The sequence below is a fragment of the Acinetobacter sp. genome (genome assembly GCF_039596015.1).
In the GTDB taxonomy this organism is placed as follows: domain Bacteria; phylum Pseudomonadota; class Gammaproteobacteria; order Pseudomonadales; family Moraxellaceae; genus Acinetobacter.
The window spans coordinates 12937-32619 of record NZ_JBCNKN010000016.1 but is presented as its reverse complement, the minus strand read 5'-3'; the positions used below and the strand labels follow the sequence as shown (position 1 = coordinate 32619).

Below are 19683 nucleotides of genomic sequence, written 5' to 3'. Positions count from 1 at the left end.
ATGAATGACTTTTTAAATATATAGCATGGTTTTGACGAACAGTGAAATAGATCGCATTGAGCATGCAAAAAAGCGTGAGAGAGTGCAAAGTTTATCGAAAAAAATGAATTTTGATTGACCAAAAACATCATTTCAACCATTTATCGAAATCGTATCATTGTCAGAAAAACATACCTTCAAGAATAGGGGTATTTCAGCGTATAATAGAAAAAATTTTCTCGCAATTTTGCGATGTTTTGATTTTTCTATTTCGAGGAGTCCTGAGTGGCCCAGTATATTTATACGATGAACCGAGTGTCGAAGATGGTTCCGCCTAAGCGCGAAATCTTAAAAGACATCTCTTTATCATTTTTCCCAGGTGCAAAAATTGGTGTGCTTGGTTTGAACGGTGCAGGTAAATCAACCTTGCTCCGAATTATGGCGGGCGTAGATAAAGATTTCTCAGGTGAGGCTCGTGCGCAACCAGGGATTAAAATTGGTTATCTGGAACAAGAACCACCATTAGACCCAACAAAAGACGTTCGTGGAAACGTAGAAGATGGTTTACGTGAACCATTAGATGCTTTGGCACGTTTAGATGAAGTTTTTGCAGAATATGCAGCAGAAGATGCAGACTTCGATAAACTTGCAAAAGAGCAAGAAAAATTAGAAGCAATTATTCAGGCTTGGGATGCACACAATCTCAATAACCAATTAGAACAAGCTGCAGATGCCTTGAATCTTCCTGCTTGGGATGCGGATGTTACTTTGCTTTCAGGTGGTGAACGTCGCCGTGTTGCATTATGTCGTTTGCTTTTGTCTAAGCCTGACATGTTGTTACTTGACGAACCAACAAACCATTTAGATGCAGAGTCTGTTTCTTGGTTAGAACGTTTCTTGAAAGACTTCCAAGGCACAATCGTTGCAATTACGCATGACCGTTATTTCTTAGATAACGTTGCTGAGTGGATTTTGGAGCTTGACCGTGGACATGGTATTCCTTATCAAGGAAACTATTCTTCTTGGTTAGAGCAAAAAAATGCCCGTTTAGAGCAAGAACAGAAACAAGAAGAGTCTTTTGCGAAAGCATTGAAAAAAGAACTTGAATGGGTTCGTTCAAATGCGAAAGGTCAGCAAAAGAAAAACAAAGCACGTATGGAACGCTTTGAAGAGTTGAACTCTAAAGAATTCCAACAACGTAATGAAACATCTGAAATTTATATTCCACCAGGCCCACGCTTAGGGAATAAAGTTGTTGATGTAGATGGGATCAGCAAATCATTTGATGGTCGCTTGTTGTACGAAAACCTAACGTTCTCTGTACCACCGACTGCTATTGTCGGAATCGTGGGGCCAAACGGTGCAGGTAAAACAACCCTTTTCCGTATGATGACAGGTGAACAACAGCCAGATACGGGGACTGTGACACTGGGCGAATCGGTTAAAGTCGCGTATGTAGGTCAGATTCGTGACACATTAGATGACGCTAAAACCGTTTGGGAAGAAGTTTCTGGTGGTCTAGATATTCTTAAAGTGGGCGATTACGAAATTCCATCTCGTGCTTATATCGGTCGTTTTAACTTTAAAGGTCAAGATCAGCAAAAACGTGTAGGTGAGTTGTCTGGTGGTGAGCGTAACCGTTTACAACTTGCAAAAATTCTACAGCAGGGCGCAAACGTCATCTTACTCGATGAACCGTCAAACGACTTGGATATTGAAACCTTACGTGCGCTTGAAGATGCAATTTTGGTCTTCCCAGGTACTGTAATGGTTGTATCGCATGACCGTTGGTTCTTAGACCGTATTGCGACGCATATCTTGTCATTTGAAAATGAACAGCCAGAATTCTACACAGGTAACTATGCAGAATATGAAGCGTATCGCCAATCTCGTTTAGGCGAAGATGCTGCGAAAAAACGTACCAAATACAAAAAGATTAGTGGTTAATCTGTTGTATTGAAAAAGCCAGCATTGCTGGCTTTTTTTATATTTGAGAAAAAAGTGCTTAAGTTTTTATATAAAAGATAACGCAGAACTTATCATGCCATATAGTGCAATGCTTAGCAGTAATAAGCCACATGTAGCTAAAACTTTGTGGTAAATCGCACTCTTAGACAATTTATTGAAAGATAAATACACCACGGACAAGGTCAGAAAGTCCAGAATAATCCATGCGATGACTAAAATAAGCAAGCTGAGATTGGTGTTGTTATGAATATGAATAAATTGGGGAAAGAACGAGGAAAAGAAAATAATATCTTTCGGATTTGAAATACCGACAAGAAAGCCTTTTTTAAATCCGCCTTCGACAGGTTTTAACGTGGGAGTATCGTTCGTTGCATTATTCCAAGCTTCTTTTAAAATTTCATAACCGAGGTAGGCAATATAAAAACATCCCAATATTTTAATCAGTACAAAGACCGTTTCATTGATAGAAAAAATGCCTTTTAAAATCAGAATTGAAATGGTGATTAAGGCCAAAGATGCGAGATTGGTTCCAACAATGGTTTCTAATGCTTTTTTATAGCCCCCTCTCAATCCAGCACTGGCAACCAAAATCATGACTGGACCAGGTGTAGCAATCATTACGATGACAGTCATGATATAAAAGAGTAGTTCTAAATAGTTCATTGAATTTGGATGAGTCCTTAAGGTTTTGATTTAAGATGAATTTCAAATCCATCTGCTTTGTTATGTATAGATTGAATTTTTATAACATTGTAGCTGATAAATTGCAGTAATATAAAAGGATTAGAATAATGACGATTCAAATCAGGAATTTAGGACAGAGTGCTGAATAGGTATTTTAATTCTAATGTGTTGATTGAATAAAAACTTAAATAAAACAGAGGGTAAACCAGAGCGAATATCATAAAGGCTTATCCCATAGAAGGAGGACGCAATGGGAGACCATCATGATCATCAACATACACATGCAGTTGTGACGGAAAAAAATGCCAGAAAGCTTGGGTTTGCTTTACTGTGTACCTGTTTGTTTTTAGTGATTGAAGTGATCGCCGGCTTTATGACTCAAAGTTTGGCATTGTTATCAGATGCAGCACATATGTTTACCGATGCGGCTGCATTGGCAATTGCATTGTTGGCAATCAAAATTGGTAAATTACCTGAAGATGATAAGCGGACGTTTGGTTATCAGCGTTTTGAGATTTTGGCGGCACTGTTTAATGCATTAATGCTTTTTGTGGTGGCGATTTATATTTTGTATGAGGCATACCTCCGATTTTCAAGACCTCCTGAAATTGAAAGTTTAGGCATGCTGATTGTCGCGATTATAGGTTTAATCATTAATCTGATTTCGATGAAAATCTTGATGTCGAGTGCTGAACAAAGCCTGAATATGAAAGGTGCTTATTTAGAAGTTCTAAGTGATGCGCTGGGATCGGTTGGGGTAATTATTGGGGCAATCATTATTTATTTTACCCAATGGGCTTGGGTCGATACGGTCATTGCTGTGTTGATTGGTTTTTGGGTTTTGCCTAGAACATGGGTGCTATTGAAGCAAACCATTAATATCTTGCTTGAAGGTGCTCCAGAAGAAATTGATGTCGAAGCATTGCGAAATGATCTGTTGGCATTAAAAGGTGTGGAAAGTATTCATCAGTTAAAGGTATGGGCAATTAGCTCCAAAAATATTCATTTAACAGTACATCTTTTTGCGCCACAGGCTGATCGAAAGTACTTATATCGAGATGCTGAACGTATGTTGCATGAGCGTTATGAGATTCGTCAGATTACCTTGCAGATTGAGGAAGATCCTTGTTTAGCTCATGACCATGACCATGACCATGACCATAAGTCATAGAAAGAAAAAAACAGTACGTGAAAGTGCTGTTTTTTTTGAAGCTTAGTTTTGCCATTGATGGTTGCAATCACGGCATTTCCATACTCTTTGTGATTGCATAAAACTTTGCATTGAAATTTTAAAACTTGGTAGATCTCGCCAAAATAAAAGACCTGAAACAAGTGTGACTACAAATACAACGGCCGTTGCAATATGCAATGTTGTGCCTGCACCATGACTAAAAATCCAAAGCACAATATTGGCAATAACGAGCAAGAGTAATAAGAAAATAGAGAAGACCAAAATAATCAGGCTTTTTGGAATTTCAGGGCGAGGAGAGTTGGCACCTTGGTGAACAGGCATGATTTTTGCGCTTTGGCATTGAGGGCAACGGTACTGCATGGAAACTCCAAATCTGTTTTGTGCTTATTTTAACGAATTTCAGGGTAAAGCAAAAATAGTTGGCAAGAAAAAAGCCACTGAATTTTTCAATGGCTTTTTAGAATTTGGCGTCCCTACGGGGATTCGAACCCCGGTTACCGCCGTGAAAGGGCGATGTCCTAGGCCTCTAGACGATAGGGACTTATTGAGGCTACACGATTGAGGTTTGGTGGAGCCAAGCGGGATCGAACCGCTGACCTCTACAATGCCATTGTAGCGCTCTACCAACTGAGCTATGACCCCAGTCTGTGTGAGCGCTATATTATGGGGGTTCGGCTCACACGTCAAGAAAAAAGATTAAGTTGTTGATTCAATTGTATCATTTTTCGGCAATTGGATGCTTTCGTTCAGTTTTTCCCAAACTTTTAGCTCTTTTTTGCTTGGTGCACCGACAATTTCAAGGGCATGGCGTAAACGCGCATACGTTAAGTCAGGCCCAATCGTCACCATTGCTTGCATAACTGGCGTTGAACTGGTCGAACCCGCAATTGCAATAAAGAACGCTGGCATAAAGTCACGGAGCTTAATTTCCATTTGGCTGGCTAAGTCCATCAAGATTTGGCTAACTGTGTCATTGTTCCACGTAAATGTTTTTTCTAAACGCCAAATTGCAAATTGTAGGCTTTGACGAACTTGTTCGGCACTAAGTTTTTTGCTTTCAAACATTTCAGCAGTCAGGTTTGGCATGTGGTTAAAGTAGAAACCTGCCCAGTTCACTGCTTCTGAAAGTAAATGAATACGAGGTTGAATCGCAGCAGCAATATCTTCAAGTTTCTGTTGGTTGCCTTGCCAGCTTAAAATACGTTGTAGTAATTGTACTGGGGTAAGCGATTTAATCCACTGACCGTTTAACCAATTTAATTTTTCAACATCAAAAACTGGCCCACCCAAAGAAACACGATGAATATCAAAATGATCAATCATTTCTTGTAAGGTAAATACTTCACGTTCATCAGGCATTGACCAACCCATACGACCTAAATAGTTGAGTAAGGCTTCAGGCAATACCCCAATATCTTTGTAGTAGTTAATAGAGGTTGGGTTTTTACGTTTTGATAGTTTTGATTTGTCTGGGTTACGCAGCAAAGGCATATGGCAAAGCTGAGGCATTTCCCAACCAAAATATTGGTAAAGTAACTGGTGCTTCGGTGCAGAAGGGAGCCATTCTTCACCACGGAAAACATGCGTAATTTCCATTAAATGGTCATCGACCACGTTTGCCAAATGGTAAGTTGGTAAGCCGTCAGTTTTGAGCAAAACTTGCATATCGACTTGTGCCCATGGAATATCCACTTCCCCACGCAATAAGTCATTGACAATACACGTGCCTTCTTCAGGTACTTTCATACGAATGACATGCGGTTCACCAGCAGCAAGACGACGTTGTACTTCTTCTTGAGACAGTTTTAAACCACGACCGTCATATTTAGGTGTTTCGCCACGTGCCTGTTGTTCGATACGCATTTGGTCGAGTTCTTCTGCTGTCGCAAAACAGTAAAATGCATGACCTTTTTCGACAAGTTCAAGCGCATATTTTTTATAAATATCCATACGCTCAGACTGGCGGTAAGGAGCATGTGGCCCACCGACATCAGGGCCTTCAGACCAGTTTAAACCTAACCAACGTAAAGAATCTAAAATCATTTTTTCAGATTCAGGGGTTGAACGTACCTGATCGGTATCTTCAATACGTAAAATAAACTCTCCACCATGTTGTCGAGCAAAACATAGGTTGAAAAGTGCAATGTAGGCAGTCCCTACATGTGGAAATCCTGTAGGAGAAGGTGCAATACGAGTACGGACTTTCATAATGAATTCAATAATCAATATTTAATGGCGGTATTATAACGAAAAAGCAGGGTACTTGGGGGATTTCAAAAGCATCTGTAACGATGATAAAAGTAAATAATTTAGATTTAAAAAATGAATAAAATGTATTTTATTGCATAGAGATGCTTTGTTTTTCTAAGTCATATCGATTAAGAATTTGGATCTGCAAATAACGCCTGTAAAAAACGAGAAAAGCGTTCGTGCTGGTAAGCGAAAAAGCTTTGCGTTGGTTGCAGGTGAATGGTTGTTAAAAGCTTGATATCGTCAATATCGGTATTTAATGAATTGATATTTTGCTTTTGTTTATCCAGTTCTTTTCCAATATAACTCGAAGAATGGTGTGTAACCTTGTTATTGACTGGTACTGGCTTGTGTGTATGTTTTAGCCCTGTTTCTTGGATTGCATAGGCATTTGCAAAATGCAAAGCACATAAACATCCTAATAAGAATGAACGTAAAGTCATACATGAACCTCCTCATGTTGGCTACACATGATTGATGTAAAATAGAATCCTAGCTCTAATATACCTGAAGTTTAGTCGATCAACAGAAGTTTTGTTTTACAAAATATAAACAACGGTAAAAAAACATGATCAAAACTAAGTCTTTTGAAATAATATCAGACGATTATGAATAAAATATGGCAAAGCTTCTTTTTTATGAATTATTTGAGCATGTAGTCTATTGATTTTGATCTATATGATTTGATTTTATTTGTATAGTTTTAAATATTATAACTATTTGTTTATAAAATAAAAAAATAAGCCTTATAGTGGTTTTTCTCTATAACATTATGAGCATAAAAATGAAAAAAAGAATATTGGTAGTGTTGTTCGGAACATTTGCCTTGTTCGCAACGCAAAGTTTTGCAGAAAAAACTTTTTTAAATGTGTCTTATGATCCGACACGAGAGTTTTATCAAGAATATAATCGGGTGTTTGGTCAGTACTGGTTGAAAAAAACAGGCGAAAAGGTTGAGTTTAAACAATCGCATGGTGGATCCGGGAAGCAGGCGAGAGCTGTTGCCTCTGGGTTACAAGCGGATGTCGTGACTTTGGCATTGGCAAATGATATTGATGAAATTGCACAGGCAGGGTATATCCGTCCAGATTGGCAAAAGCAGTTTCCAAATAACTCGGCTCCTTATACTTCAACCGTGGTTTTTTTGGTGCGTAAAGGCAATCCAAAGCACATTAAAGACTGGAACGATTTAACCAAGTCTGGTGTGGAAATTATTACCCCTAACCCAAAAACTGGCGGTGCACCTCGCTGGATTTATTTATCGGCATGGGGCTACGCATTAAAGCAACCAAATGGTAATGATGCTAAAGCACGAGATTTGGTGTCTAAGTTGTATCACAATGTCAAAGTGTTGGATTCAGGGGCACGTGGCTCATTGACTACATTTGCAGAACGCGGCATTGGCGATGTGTTACTGACTTGGGAAAATGAGGCCTTACTTGCACAGCAAAATTTGGGCAAAGATAAATTTCAGATTGTTTACCCATCGGTGTCTATTTTGGCAGAACCTTCCGTTGCAGTTGTTGACAAAACCGTAGACAAAGATGGAAATCGGTTACTTGCCAAAGGATATTTAAACTTTTTATATTCACCACTCGGACAAAATTTGGCAGCGAAATATAATTTCCGACCACGTAATCCACAAGTGGCGCAAAAATATGCAGCCAAGTTTCCTAAAATTCAGCTCTTCACCATCGACAAAGTATTCGGTGGTTGGGCAAAAGCGCAAAAAATCCATTTCGCCAATGGTGGCGTGTTTGATCAAATTTATACCAAACAATAAGAATCAATATGCGTAGAATAGGGAAAATAGATGCCGAAAGATGACTCTATTCTACAAAATGTTGAAATTTTGGTAAAAAATTGGAAATAACAATCATAAAATAATAATTCCCTACAAAAAGACGTTTGGAAGTTCAGCAAAACAAAGAGATAATATGCAATTACACTTTTAATCGTTACTTTGCTATTTTATGTCCCATATTTCTGTATTGCTTCATGAAACTATAGATGCGTTGCTCGCAAATCGGCATACAGGAATTTATGTCGATGCCACCTTTGGTCGAGGGGGGCACAGTCGCTTATTGTTGTCTAAATTAGATGCAAATAGCCATGTTTATGCTTTTGATAAAGATCCACAAGCTTTAGCTGTTGCAGCAGAATTGGCTGAGCAGGATGCCCGATTCCATATTATTCACTCAAGTTTTGCAGACGTTCAGGCACAGTTAAACGCACGTGGCATTGAAATGGTCGATGGGATTATGGCGGATTTGGGCGTATCTTCACCTCAGCTTGATCAGGCTGAACGCGGGTTCAGCTTTATGAACAATGGCCCACTCGATATGCGGATGGATAATTCTCAAGGGCCGACAGCGAGAGAGTGGCTGCTAGATATCGAAGAAGAACAATTAGCCAATATTATTTTTAAATATGGTGAAGAGCGTTATAGCCGTCGAATTGCCAAGGCGATTAAACAGGCAGGGGAGATGACAACGACTGCACAATTAGCAGAAGTGGTAAAAGTTGCTCATCCGAAATGGGAAAAAAATAAACATGCCGCAACGCGGACATTTCAAGCCATTCGTATTGCGATTAATAAAGAACTCGAAGATATTGAAAACTTTCTGCCTCAAGCAGTAAATCTGCTCAAACCAGAAGGGCGCTTGGCTGTGATTAGTTTCCATTCGTTAGAAGATCGTTTGATTAAACAGTTTATTCAAAAGGAATCTTCATTGGCAGAAGATAACGGTTGGGGAATGCCTCAACAGCAGCAAGATACACGACGTTTAAAGAAAATTTCACGTATTCGGGCCAGTGAACAGGAAGTAAAAGAAAACCCACGTTCACGAAGTGCATGGTTAAGAGTTGCAGAGCGTTTAAGCAATTAAAGGCGAATAATGAAAACAGAAGTTATTGCAGAAGTTGCAGAAAAGACAGCCCCTGACAAAAAGCCCATTAAAAAGGTGGTCATGTATGCTGTTCTCATCACCTTAGTGTTTATTAGTGCCATGATGGTGGTTTTTGAGGTTTTTGAGTATCGTCACGATTATCGGCAGATGAATGGTTATCTTCGGGAACAAGATGATTTGAATGCTGAATGGGGGCGGTTACTGATTGAACAGCAAACCTTTGGTGCAACAGCACAAATTGGGACGCGGGCCGTGACGCAATTGAGAATGTACTCACCTCCTGCATCTGATACCGTGGTAATTTCTCTTCCTACATCCGAGCAAAAAAAGTAAGGTTGCTCAATGGCTGAAAAACGAATGACTCAACAACGTAAAACCAAGCAGCGTCCTGTCACTGCTGTAACAGGCAAAAATGAAATTACGTTTGATCAATGGCGCTTTTACTTATTGTGGGGCATTGTGCTGTTGTGTTTTGTGATTTTGGTAATACGTGCATTTTATGTGCAGGTAATTAATAAAGATTTTTTACAAACCAAAGCCAATGCACTCATTTTGCGTGATGAAAAAATTAAAGCCATGCGCGGGATGATTACCGACCGAAATGGTGTACCACTGGCAATCAGTACCCCAATTATGAAAATAGTCATGGATCCACGTGATTATTTTGAAAATAAGAAACTGTATGATGAAATGACAGCGCCTGTAAAACCGGGCGAACGTCGTAAACCGAAACAAAAATTGCCTGATAAAAACTTTAATTTAGATGAACTGGCGAACATGGTGGGGATGGATGCTGCTGAATTAAAACGGCAGATGCAAGCTCATCCTCGTTCACGTTATTTGGTTCTAAAAACCGAAGTTCCACCGCCACAGGCAGATTTAATTCTAGAACGTAATTTTCAGGGCGTTTATACAGAAAAATCATATAAGCGTTATTACCCACAGCCACAACCGAATGCTCAAATTATTGGTTTAACCAATAATGATGGTAAGGGTGTTGAAGGCTTGGAAATGAAGCTGAATAAACAGCTCAATGGTGTTGATGGGTTACAAACCAATGTTCGGGATAAATCGGGGAACCGTGTTAAAGACCCTGAAGTGATTAAACCTGTTGAGGCTGGAGAGAACTTTACCTTAAGTATCGATTCGCGTTTGCAATATATTATGTATCGTGAATTGACAGCAGCAGGGGTGGCGAATAATGCTCGTTCTGCAACTGCCATTGCGGTTGATGTGAAAACAGGTGAAATTTTGGCCATGAGCAGTTGGCCATCTTATAACCCGAATGATAAAGCCAATTTAACCAATAAAGATGCGATGCGTAACCGTGGTGCGATTGACATGTTTGAACCCGGTTCAACCATGAAACCGTTTACCATCTCTGCGGCATTGGAAAGTGGTAAATACACGGTGAATACTGTAATTAACACTTCACCGGGGTCAATGAAAATTGGCTGGCATACCATTCGTGATACACACAATTATGGTCAGTTAACATTGGCTGGGGTGGTAATTAAGTCATCTAACGTGGGTGCTGCCAAAATTGCACTTTCCTTGCCAACGCCAACCGTTCCAACATTCTTTAAACGTGTTGGGTTTGGTCAGCGTTCAGCCGTTCACTTTCCTGGGGAAAGTCCGGGTCTGATTATGCCATCGAAGTACTGGAATGTGTCAGAAATTGGAACAATGGCATATGGTTATGGTTTGAACGCAACTGTGCTGCAACTGGCGCAGGGTTATGCCATGTTGGCGAACCATGGGATGCAAATGCCTTTGTCCTTATATAAGGTCAATCAGGTGCCTAAAGGTAAACAAGTCTTAGATCCAAAAATTGCGGATCAGGTCTTGTCAATTATGGAACAGGTGACACAACCGGGCGGAACGGCAACGAATGCTCAAATTCCGGGATATCGTGTTGCAGGTAAAACAGGGACAGCGCATAAACTGAATGCAGACCGCCGTGGGTATTCAAAAACTGAATACCGTGCGTTGTTTGCGGGTGTCGCACCTGTGAGTAATCCTCGAATTGCCATGATTGTTGTGGTTGAAAACCCGCGTGGTTCTTACTATGGCGGTACGGTTTCAGCGCCAGTCTTTGCGCGAATCATGCAAGAATCTTTACGCTTGTTAAATGTGCCTTTAGATAAGCCATTGCAAGTGACAAAAACAGCGAGTGTTCGAGAAGAATAGATATGACAATTTCTGTACAGCAGGTATTGGCCTTAACACAGGCTGAAGCGTGGATGACGCAGCCTTTTCAGGGGTTTTGTTTAGATAGCCGTAAAGTTGAGGCAGGTCAGGTCTTTATTGCATTAACGAGCTACACGCAACCTGAAAAAACACGTGCATTTGCTGAGGCGGCTTTAGCAAAAGGTGCTATTGGCATTATTGCTGAAGAACCGCTATCTGTGGATAACTGTTGGGTTTGCCCACAGGTACGCCAAGAGATGGGCGTTTGGCAAAAACGCTATCTGGATTTATCACAACCTGTTGATGCACCCAGAATTTTTGCTGTAACAGGAACCAATGGTAAAACCACCATTTCACGTTTAATTGCGGAACTGGTTAGTCTACAAGGCAATGCCTGTGCAGTAATGGGAACAACGGGGAATGGTATTTTGCCGAATCTTGAGGCTTCAACCCATACCACACTGGACGCAATCCAACTGCAAAATGCTTTACATGGTTATGCGCAACAAGGTGCAAAATTTGCATCTTTAGAGGCAAGTTCGCATGGTCTAGAGCAAGGGCGTTTAAATGGCTGCGATGTTGAAATTGCGGTGTATAGCAATTTAAGCCGCGACCATCTGGATTATCATAAAACACTCGAAGCCTATGCTGAGGCAAAGTCGAAATTATTTGCATTTCCAACTTTAAAAGTTGCCGTGATTAATTTGGATGATGGCCATGCACAAGTGATGTTACAGCAGGCACAGCAAAATCCGTCTAAACCGCAAGTTTTGACCTATTCATTAAAAGACCAAAAAGCAGATGTATATGTCAGCCAGCTCAGTTTTAGTTTGCAAGGTGCAACCTTTAACTTACATACGGCACACGGAGTTTTTGAGGTCAATAGCCCGCTGTTGGGTCATTTTAATGTCGAAAACCTGATTGCCAGTTTGATTGCTGCTTCAGCCGCAGGATTTGACCTTGCTGCACTGGTTCAGTCTGTACCAAAACTCAAAGGTGCACCGGGACGAATGCAGGTGTTGCGTGATGCGCAAAAACTCTTTGTCGTGGATTATGCACATACGCCTGATGCGCTTATTCAGGTATTAACCAGCTTACAACGTCATGTTGAGCATCGTTTGTGGGCGGTTTTTGGTTGCGGTGGAGATCGTGATCGGGGTAAACGTCCATTAATGACGCAAGCGGCTTTGGCACATGCCAATCCGGTGATTTTAACCTCGGATAACCCACGGACAGAAAACCCTGAACAGATTTTTGCCGACATGAAACAGGGTATTGATTTTACGGCCCATGAGGTTCATGAAATTCATGATCGTCGTCAGGCGATCCGCTATGCCGTTGAACATGCACAGGCGGGCGATATTGTGGTGATTGCAGGGAAAGGTCACGAAAATTATCAAGAAATAGAGGGTGTTCGACATTGGTTTGATGATGTGGTGGAAGTGGATGCTGCGATTCATCATTCAGGGGATATCACTGCTCATTCTGCGATGGAAAACTAATCTATGCATACCTCAACAACCAGCACCTCGCCTTTAGTCCCTTGGACTGTGGCAGATTTACAGCAAGCGACACAAGGTTATTGGTATCAAGATCGCCTTCCACAAGGTGAAATCAAACGGATCTTGACCGATTCACGCCATGCAGAACAAGGCGATGCCTTTTTAGCACTGAAGGGCGAGCGTTTCGATGCACATGCTTTTGTGCAGCAAGTACAGGCGCAAGGCTGTCAAATTGCGATTGTCGAACATCCTATTGCCGATGTCGAAATTGCACAATTGGTGGTTGCAGATACGCGTTTAGCACTGGGTCATTTAGGTCATTTTCGTCGTCAGCAATTTTCGAAATTAAACGTGATTGCCTTGACGGGCAGCAGTGGTAAAACCACCACCAAAGAAATGCTCGGCAGTATTTTAGGACGTTTAGCACCAACTTTAATTACCCGTGGTAATTTAAACAATGACTTAGGCGTTCCCATGATGTTACTGGAACTGCGTCCAGAACATCAGTATGCTGTGATGGAACTTGGTGCGAGTCATCTTGGTGAAATCGACTATACCTCGAACTTGGTTGAACCTGCTGTTGCGGGTATTTTAAATATTGGCACAGCACATTTGGGTGAGTTCGGCGGGCGGGCTGCCATTTGTCTGGCAAAATCTGAGATTTATGCACATCTTGCGACTCAAGGTATTGCCATTATCCCTGCCAAAGATGATTTTGCTCCACAAATTCGTCAGGCAGCTGAAGCCTATGCTCAGCTCAGCTTTGGTGAAGGTGGGGATATTTATGCCACAGAGATTCAGTTACATGCTCAATCTGCCCAGTTTACCTTGCATACGCCACAAGGCTCGGCACAGGTCGATTTGCCATTTGCAGGTCAGCACAATGTTGAAAATGCTTTGGCTGCCGTGGCATTTGCTTTGGCGATTGGGATTGGTTTAGACGATATTGTGCTGGGTTTGCGTGACGCAAAAGGCGCAAAAGGGCGTTTAAATTTTATTCAACATCAGCAATACTTATTGATTGATGATACCTACAATGCAAATCCATCATCCATGCGGGCTGCTGCTGAGGTTTTGACCCAGCAACAAGGGGTTAAGGTCATGGTGATGGGTGACATTGGTGAACTGGGTGACAGTAGCCGTGATGAACATGTGGCATTGGGGCGTGACCTTGCCCAATTACCACTGGATTACATTGTGGCGGTTGGTGAATTTGCCAATTCAACGGTTTCAGGTGCAACGGATTCAACGCATGTGCATGCTTTTAATACACAGGCAGATGCACTTATTTTTTTAATTCATTTGATAGAAAAACATCAACCTCAGCCGATGAGTTTTCTGTTTAAGGGATCGCGTTATACCCATATGGAAACTTTGATGGCTGATGTGATGGAGAAGCTCTAAATGCTGTTATGGTTATTTGAACATTTGGCAGGATATGACAGTTCCTTCAAAGTTGTTCGCTATTTAACATTACGTGCCTTACTGAGTGTACTGACTGCTTTGGCAATTGGTCTTGCACTTGGTCCAGTCATGATCCGTAAATTACGTGCGCTTAAATATGGTCAGGCGGTCAGTTCTTTTGCCCCTGAAAACCATGCTAAAAAAATGGGTACACCGACCATGGGCGGAATTTTAGTTCTGCTTTCAATCGGAATCAGTACTTTGCTTTGGGCGGATTTATCTAACCCGTATGTATGGATTGTACTTGGGGTGATGGTGATTTTCGGTGCAGTAGGCTGGGCGGATGACTGGATTAAAATTCGCTATAAAGACAATGCAGGCTTACCAGCACGTAAGAAGTTCTTTTGGACATCGGTGGGTTCTTTAGGCGCAGGGATTGGGTTGTATGTGATTGCAATTCAACAGAATAATCCTGTTTATACCCATAACATGCTGGATTTGCTAATACCTTTCTTTAAAAACCTGAGTATTCCATTTTCGGTTATTCCGTTAGGTTTAGCATTTATTGCCTTTACCTATTTGGTGATTAACGGTGCATCTAATGCCGTTAACTTAACTGATGGTTTAGATGGTTTGGCGATTATGCCTGTGGTTCTTGTGGCAACGGGTTTAGGTGTATTTGCTTATCTTTCTGGTGATATCCGTTTTGCCAACTATCTGCATATTCCATATATCAAATATTCGTCAGAATTGATTGTGATTTGTTCTGCCATGGTTGGAGCAGGTTTGGCCTTTTTATGGTACAACGCACATCCTGCACAAATTTTTATGGGCGATGTTGGCGCACTGTCTTTAGGGGCAATACTCGGAACCATCGCTGTCATGGTACGTCAAGAAATTGTATTTGCGATTATGGGCGGTGTATTTGTGATGGAAGCGATTTCGGTTTTTTTACAAATCGGCTCGTTGCGTATGCGCAATAAGCGTGTGTTCTTAATGGCGCCTTTACACCATCACTATGAAAAACAAGGTTGGAAAGAAACCCAAGTGGTAATTCGTTTCTGGATTATTACGATAATTCTAGTGGTTTTAGGGCTAATGACGTTAAAATTGCGTTAAGTCAGAAAATTCGGTATTGAAGCTGGCAAATTGCCAGCTTTTTTATTGCCATCAAAAAATGAGAGAGTAACAACATGCAATGGTTAATGTGTCCTGTTTGTCGGGAAAACCTGAGTTTGAACGAACGGACATGGCGTTGTCAGCAAGGGCACAGTTTTGATTTGGCTAAACAAGGCTATGTCAATTTGCATGTAGTACAGCACAAACACAGCAAACAACCGGGCGACACACCTGAAGCAGTAGATGCCCGCCGTGCATTTTTATCGGCTGGGTTTTATGCACCTTTACGTACCGCAGTTGAAACAATCTTACAGCAATATCAGCCTAAAACACTGCTCGATATTGGTTGTGGTGAAGGTTATTACACCCAAGCCATGCAAGCCCATGTACAAGATTGTATTGGGGTGGATATTGCAAAAAATGCAGTACAACGTGCTGCAAAGGCCAATCCAAATGTTACGTGGGTCGTGGGAACAGGTGCGGTATTGCCTGTGTTAGATGGCTCTATGGAAATCTGTACCAGTCTGTTTAGCCCTATTCCACAACAGGAAATTTTGCGTGTTCTAAAAGAAGATGGTTTATGTTTGGTTGTCACTCCCGCACCGCAGCATTTATATGCTATGCGAGAGGCATTATTTGATCAGGTGAACCCGCACGAACCAGAAAAATTTGTGAATCAACTGAGTGATGCTTTTGAATTAATCGAGTCGCAAGTGGTTGATGCACCTTTATTGTTAAAGCAACAGGACATTCAAAACTTATTGGCAATGACACCATATGCCTATAAAGCCAAACCTGAAAAACGTCAGGCACTTGAAACTCTGGCAGAATTACATGTGACAGCGAGTTTTCAGATTTACCTGTTTAAAAAGAAAGTAGAGATAACAGCTGCTTAAAAACGAGCAATAAATGCCTGATCTACGCTAGGTCAAGCATTTAGCGTTAAAGTTAATGCTGATATTGATCGTATTTTTCATCGACATTGGGGTGTGAGGATTCGACCAATTCAGCCAGATTAGAATATTTGCGTTCAATTTCCTGTGCATTTTCCTGCATGGTCTGAATCAGTTTATCAAGATTGACATATTCAAAACGGTTTTTTGAACCGACAATGGTCAGTGCCATCGGAGCAATTTTACTAGAATATTTAATCGGCACGGATAGACTTGAATACAGTGGATTCACTTCCCCCTGAGAAAAGTAATAGCCCTGTTTTTTAATTTTTTTCATGCGCTGCATAAAATGAACTTCATCTTCAGAGAAACCCACTTCAGTCAGTTTTTCAGCATTATTTTGATAAAAATTGTGTAAACCCTGCTTGCTCAAATGCGCCACAATGATTTTGGGCGATGAACCCAGATATACCGGGCGTGGGCTACCTCGTCCATAAGAGACCATCAGATTGCCTTTAAAAGATTCATCATGCAGGTCGATGCAATAATCATGGTTTAAGAATGTCAGTAAGCAACTTAATTCGGTACGTTCCACGATTTCTTTCATAAATGGAATACTGACTCGAACCAACGGATCGGTTGTTCGTGAAATATAATCTAAAACGGCAATTTTAGGGCCAAGGGTGTAATCACCAGATGTTCCACTCATCCGTTGTAATAAGTCGGCAGATACCAGTTCTTTTAAGTAGCGGTAGCTGGTCGGTCGAGATAAGCCAAGTTCCTGACTAATGATATCGACATTAATCACGTGGCGGGAAACTGAAAATAGATCCAAAACGGTTAAAATTTTACCAAAACTCGTGACTGCCATAGTTCAATTAAATTCCCAAAATAAAGGCGTCAAACGCAAAATATAAAAAATATTTCCTTTTTTAGCATATTCAGGTTGAGATGGGAAAGAGTATAAAACTATATAAATTATCAAATAGAGATATTTTTATTGACGATGCATGTTTTTTTTGAAAAAATTGACAAATCTAGTATCGAATGAAGAAAGTGAAATCATTTATTTCTTGCTTTCGCGTTCGCTTTCTTGTTTTTCACTGCTGTCGATATTTCAACTTTATTCAGTTGATCTGCCTCTCATTGTTGTTTTGAGTCATGTCACATGATGATATTTGTCATTGTGTTTATAGAGTTTTTTGTGTCGAAAGTAGATAAGATAATTTGATATTGACGCTATCTGATCAGAGAACTGTACATGTTGCTTCATAAACAGCTATTGGCGTTTCGCCCTTCAAAAATGGATTTTATCTTTGCGGTAAAAACCTTTCTGGCAGGAATGCTGGCACTGTATATTGCATTTTCATTAGATCTGACCTATCCCATGTGGGCGATTGGTACAGTTTTTATTATTGCCAATCCTTACTCTGGCATGGTGTCTTCTAAAGCCGTTTATCGTTTATTGGGAACAGCCGTTGGAGCAATTGTTGCAATTCTTCTGACACCAAAACTGATTGATACACCTGTACTTTTTACCTTTGTTATTGCAGCATGGGTTGGTTTTTGTTTGTATATTTCTTTGCTAGACCGAACACCGCGTAGTTATGTGTTTATGCTGGCAGGGTATACCGCCGCAATGATTGTGTGTAATGCCGTAACCAATATCGATACCGCCAGTGTGTTTGATATGGCACTGGGTCGTGTACTCGAAATTTCTGTTGCGGTGGTATGTAGCGCAGTTGTTTCCGCGACCATTATGCCTTTGCATTTGGGGCCTGCAATTCAGCAGCGTGTGAGTAAAGCGTTAGCAGATACCCGTGAAATTTTTAAAGATATTTTGACCAATCCTCAGCACGACAAGAATTATGTGCATTTACTTGGCATTATTACCCGAGATATTGCAGATATTCATGCTTTGGCCGTGCATTTGGCTTATGAAAAAGGTGAGCTAAAAGGGATGACCAAGCCGATACAAGAGTTATTGCATCAGTTTAGTCTGGTGATTTCCAACCTCACGGCGATGTCTGAACGTATTGAACAAATGAATCAGCTTAGTACCCAATATCGCACAGCACTTATTCCATTATATGAACATGTCATTCAGTTTTTGCAAACTCAGACAGATATTCAGGAACAGACACTAAATTTGCTTCCTCCCGAATTTGATCAGGATTTTATCCATCTCAAAGCACAGGCAATTCCTGATCAAGGGGTTATGCTAGATAGCTTGAAAATGGATATTCGTCATTTAATTCAGAATGTGACAACAGTGAAGCTGTTATGGCAACTGATTCAGGCTGGTGAAAAGAATATTCCAGATAGTATCGCACCGCTAACCACGACGTATCCCAGTTTACACCGAGATCATGGCATGGCTGTGCGTAGTTCTATTGCGGCTGTGGTGGCGATTGTCACGTCATTTTCGATCTGGATTTATAGTGGCTGGCATGCGGGTTATATGATGGCGCAATTAACCGCCGTATCTGTGTGTATTTTAACGGCACTGGATAATCCTGTACCTGCCTTGAAGCTGTTCATTCGGGGGAGTTTATATGCCAGTATTTTGGTCATATTGTATGTGTTTGGCATTATGCCCGAAGTGAAAGAGTTCTGGCAATTGGCTTTGGTGCTTGCGCCATGTCTGATCTACTTTGTAATGCTCTATTCACACCCGCCTTTAAATGGTTTGGCACTGCCGATCATGGTGTCTTTTATCATGAGTTTAAATCTGCAAAATCATTATAAAACAGATGCAGTGGCTTTATTGGATGCCTGTTTCGGAAGTGTGCTTGGGCCTATTATTGCAGTTGTGGCACTGTATTTTATTCGGGCGATTTCTCCAGAACAAAGTGCAACACGGCTTTTATCGGCACATTATAAAGCCATGCGCGAAGCACTCTATTTACCCTATGGGCCAAATTTTCGGGTGCATTTACGCAGCATGCTAGATCGTATTGGAGTTTTAAACAGTAAGTTAGTGCAGTCAGATGAATTAAAGCAGTCCATGAATTTGGCACTGATAGAAAGTAGTGCTGTTGTCGATTTGGTGCGTTTAAACGAATTGGCAAAACGTCCAGAAATTTCAGAAACATTAAAACAAGAGATTGGTGTCTTGCTGAACTTACTGGATGATGCTTTTCGAGAGCAAGAGAAGCACTTGATTTTAGAAGAAAATTTAAAGCATCAGGTTTTAAGCCAGATTTATAAAATGACAGACATTGTAAAAACTGAGCCAGAAACAGAGATACAACAACGTGTATTGGTGAGTATGAATAATATCAAAAGTAGTATTTTTCATGTCAATCCCCAAACTTCGAATGTACAGATTGACTCTCAATGGGTTGGAGCATAAGCATGGGTGAATTTAATGTTTATGGTGTTTATGTTCCAAGTTTTTTAGTACAAGCCATTCTTGCCTATATTGTGTTTAGCTTAATCAGTCTATGGACAGGTAAGTTAATTAAAAAAGGTTGGATTGGTTTTCCAGGTATTTTTAACTTGAGCTTGTATTTTGTGTGTTTGTTCGCAACGCACGGGATATTTGTTGCATTGTCATAATTCGGGTCGCTGAAATAGATTAGGATCAAAAG

17 protein-coding genes and 2 tRNA genes are annotated in these 19683 nt (G+C 40.8%); 12 read left to right on the top strand and 7 right to left on the bottom strand.

Features of this window, described 5'->3' with window-relative positions; genetic code table 11:
• Positions 1 to 264: 264 nt before the first annotated feature.
• Complete coding sequence (gene ettA, locus ABDV70_RS12190; RefSeq protein WP_343598094.1) at positions 265 to 1926, top strand: energy-dependent translational throttle protein EttA; 1662 nt, start codon at positions 265 to 267, stop codon at positions 1924 to 1926.
• A gap of 66 nt (positions 1927 to 1992) precedes the next feature.
• On the opposite strand, the gene ABDV70_RS12185 is transcribed toward ettA, so the two are convergent.
• Positions 1993 to 2610 carry a LysE family translocator gene (locus ABDV70_RS12185; protein WP_343598092.1) on the bottom strand — a complete coding sequence of 206 codons (618 nt, stop codon included), beginning with the start codon at positions 2608 to 2610 and terminating at the stop codon, positions 1993 to 1995.
• Positions 2611 to 2881: 271 nt separating this feature from the next.
• Here ABDV70_RS12185 and ABDV70_RS12180 point away from each other — a divergent pair, with 271 nt between their 5' ends.
• Positions 2882 to 3802 (top strand): cation diffusion facilitator family transporter, encoded by a 921-nt coding sequence (locus tag ABDV70_RS12180; RefSeq protein ID WP_343598090.1) that lies wholly within the window; start codon positions 2882 to 2884, stop codon positions 3800 to 3802.
• Positions 3803 to 3844: 42 nt separating this feature from the next.
• Here ABDV70_RS12180 and ABDV70_RS12175 read toward each other — a convergent pair whose 3' ends face one another.
• The 5 genes from ABDV70_RS12175 to ABDV70_RS12155 all read right to left on the bottom strand — a co-directional run bounded on the left by ABDV70_RS12175 (position 3845) and on the right by ABDV70_RS12155 (position 6516).
• The gene (locus tag ABDV70_RS12175) at positions 3845 to 4183 is read right to left on the bottom strand and encodes a hypothetical protein (protein WP_343598088.1); all 339 of its coding nucleotides are present in this window, start codon (positions 4181 to 4183) and stop codon (positions 3845 to 3847) included.
• 105 nt (positions 4184 to 4288) lie between these two features.
• Positions 4289 to 4364, bottom strand: a tRNA-Glu gene (locus ABDV70_RS12170).
• A 25-nt stretch (positions 4365 to 4389) separates the two neighbouring features.
• Positions 4390 to 4465: transfer RNA gene (locus tag ABDV70_RS12165), tRNA-Ala, on the bottom strand.
• Between the two features lie 54 nt (positions 4466 to 4519).
• Entirely contained in the window at positions 4520 to 6031 is a 1512-nt protein-coding gene (gene gltX / locus ABDV70_RS12160; RefSeq protein WP_343598086.1) for a glutamate--tRNA ligase, read from the bottom strand.
• A 170-nt stretch (positions 6032 to 6201) separates the two neighbouring features.
• Complete coding sequence (locus ABDV70_RS12155) at positions 6202 to 6516, bottom strand: hypothetical protein (RefSeq protein WP_343598085.1); 315 nt, start codon at positions 6514 to 6516, stop codon at positions 6202 to 6204.
• 341 nt (positions 6517 to 6857) lie between these two features.
• Between ABDV70_RS12155 and ABDV70_RS12150 the strand changes: the two genes are divergently transcribed.
• From ABDV70_RS12150 to ABDV70_RS12115, 8 genes are all read left to right on the top strand, one after another.
• Positions 6858 to 7856, top strand: a complete 999-nt coding sequence (locus ABDV70_RS12150) for a sulfate ABC transporter substrate-binding protein (RefSeq protein ID WP_343598083.1) — start codon at positions 6858 to 6860, stop codon at positions 7854 to 7856.
• Positions 7857 to 8046: 190 nt separating this feature from the next.
• The gene (gene rsmH, locus ABDV70_RS12145) at positions 8047 to 8961 is read left to right on the top strand and encodes a 16S rRNA (cytosine(1402)-N(4))-methyltransferase RsmH (protein ID WP_343598081.1); all 915 of its coding nucleotides are present in this window, start codon (positions 8047 to 8049) and stop codon (positions 8959 to 8961) included.
• 9 nt (positions 8962 to 8970) lie between these two features.
• Complete coding sequence (locus tag ABDV70_RS12140; protein ID WP_343598079.1) at positions 8971 to 9315, top strand: cell division protein FtsL; 345 nt, start codon at positions 8971 to 8973, stop codon at positions 9313 to 9315.
• 9 nt (positions 9316 to 9324) lie between these two features.
• The gene (gene ftsI / locus ABDV70_RS12135) at positions 9325 to 11172 is read left to right on the top strand and encodes a penicillin-binding protein PBP3 (protein ID WP_343598078.1); all 1848 of its coding nucleotides are present in this window, start codon (positions 9325 to 9327) and stop codon (positions 11170 to 11172) included.
• Between the two features lie 2 nt (positions 11173 to 11174).
• Positions 11175 to 12674, top strand: coding sequence for a UDP-N-acetylmuramoyl-L-alanyl-D-glutamate--2,6-diaminopimelate ligase (locus ABDV70_RS12130; RefSeq protein WP_343598077.1), 1500 nt, complete (start codon positions 11175 to 11177; stop codon positions 12672 to 12674).
• Between the two features lie 3 nt (positions 12675 to 12677).
• A complete protein-coding gene (gene murF, locus ABDV70_RS12125; protein WP_343598075.1) occupies positions 12678 to 14078 on the top strand; it encodes a UDP-N-acetylmuramoyl-tripeptide--D-alanyl-D-alanine ligase in 1401 nt (466 codons plus the stop codon).
• Entirely contained in the window at positions 14079 to 15197 is a 1119-nt protein-coding gene (gene mraY, locus ABDV70_RS12120) for a phospho-N-acetylmuramoyl-pentapeptide-transferase (protein WP_343598073.1), read from the top strand.
• A 74-nt stretch (positions 15198 to 15271) separates the two neighbouring features.
• Positions 15272 to 16093 (top strand): putative RNA methyltransferase, encoded by an 822-nt coding sequence (locus ABDV70_RS12115; RefSeq protein WP_343598072.1) that lies wholly within the window; start codon positions 15272 to 15274, stop codon positions 16091 to 16093.
• A 52-nt stretch (positions 16094 to 16145) separates the two neighbouring features.
• On the opposite strand, the gene ABDV70_RS12110 is transcribed toward ABDV70_RS12115, so the two are convergent.
• Positions 16146 to 16961, bottom strand: coding sequence for an IclR family transcriptional regulator C-terminal domain-containing protein (locus tag ABDV70_RS12110; RefSeq protein WP_343598071.1), 816 nt, complete (start codon positions 16959 to 16961; stop codon positions 16146 to 16148).
• A 390-nt stretch (positions 16962 to 17351) separates the two neighbouring features.
• Between ABDV70_RS12110 and ABDV70_RS12105 the strand changes: the two genes are divergently transcribed.
• Together ABDV70_RS12105 and ABDV70_RS12100 are read left to right on the top strand one after the other, a co-directional pair.
• Positions 17352 to 19445 carry an FUSC family protein gene (locus ABDV70_RS12105; RefSeq protein ID WP_343598069.1) on the top strand — a complete coding sequence of 698 codons (2094 nt, stop codon included), beginning with the start codon at positions 17352 to 17354 and terminating at the stop codon, positions 19443 to 19445.
• A 2-nt stretch (positions 19446 to 19447) separates the two neighbouring features.
• Complete coding sequence (locus ABDV70_RS12100; protein WP_343598067.1) at positions 19448 to 19651, top strand: DUF1656 domain-containing protein; 204 nt, start codon at positions 19448 to 19450, stop codon at positions 19649 to 19651.
• Positions 19652 to 19683 lie beyond the last annotated feature (32 nt).

Coding starts and splice junctions, on each gene's coding strand:
- ABDV70_RS12175 (WP_343598088.1), bottom strand. CDS start 4,183: ATGCAGTACCGTTGCCCTCAATGCCAAAGCGCAAAAATCATGCCTGTT.
- ftsI (WP_343598078.1), top strand. CDS start 9,325: ATGGCTGAAAAACGAATGACTCAACAACGTAAAACCAAGCAGCGTCCT.
- ABDV70_RS12110 (WP_343598071.1), bottom strand. CDS start 16,961: ATGGCAGTCACGAGTTTTGGTAAAATTTTAACCGTTTTGGATCTATTT.
- ABDV70_RS12130 (WP_343598077.1), top strand. CDS start 11,175: ATGACAATTTCTGTACAGCAGGTATTGGCCTTAACACAGGCTGAAGCG.
- ABDV70_RS12180 (WP_343598090.1), top strand. CDS start 2,882: ATGGGAGACCATCATGATCATCAACATACACATGCAGTTGTGACGGAA.
- mraY (WP_343598073.1), top strand. CDS start 14,079: ATGCTGTTATGGTTATTTGAACATTTGGCAGGATATGACAGTTCCTTC.
- ABDV70_RS12150 (WP_343598083.1), top strand. CDS start 6,858: ATGAAAAAAAGAATATTGGTAGTGTTGTTCGGAACATTTGCCTTGTTC.
- ABDV70_RS12100 (WP_343598067.1), top strand. CDS start 19,448: ATGGGTGAATTTAATGTTTATGGTGTTTATGTTCCAAGTTTTTTAGTA.
- ABDV70_RS12115 (WP_343598072.1), top strand. CDS start 15,272: ATGCAATGGTTAATGTGTCCTGTTTGTCGGGAAAACCTGAGTTTGAAC.
- ABDV70_RS12155 (WP_343598085.1), bottom strand. CDS start 6,516: ATGACTTTACGTTCATTCTTATTAGGATGTTTATGTGCTTTGCATTTT.
- ABDV70_RS12105 (WP_343598069.1), top strand. CDS start 17,352: ATGTTGCTTCATAAACAGCTATTGGCGTTTCGCCCTTCAAAAATGGAT.
- gltX (WP_343598086.1), bottom strand. CDS start 6,031: ATGAAAGTCCGTACTCGTATTGCACCTTCTCCTACAGGATTTCCACAT.
- ABDV70_RS12140 (WP_343598079.1), top strand. CDS start 8,971: ATGAAAACAGAAGTTATTGCAGAAGTTGCAGAAAAGACAGCCCCTGAC.
- murF (WP_343598075.1), top strand. CDS start 12,678: ATGCATACCTCAACAACCAGCACCTCGCCTTTAGTCCCTTGGACTGTG.
- ABDV70_RS12185 (WP_343598092.1), bottom strand. CDS start 2,610: ATGAACTATTTAGAACTACTCTTTTATATCATGACTGTCATCGTAATG.
- rsmH (WP_343598081.1), top strand. CDS start 8,047: ATGTCCCATATTTCTGTATTGCTTCATGAAACTATAGATGCGTTGCTC.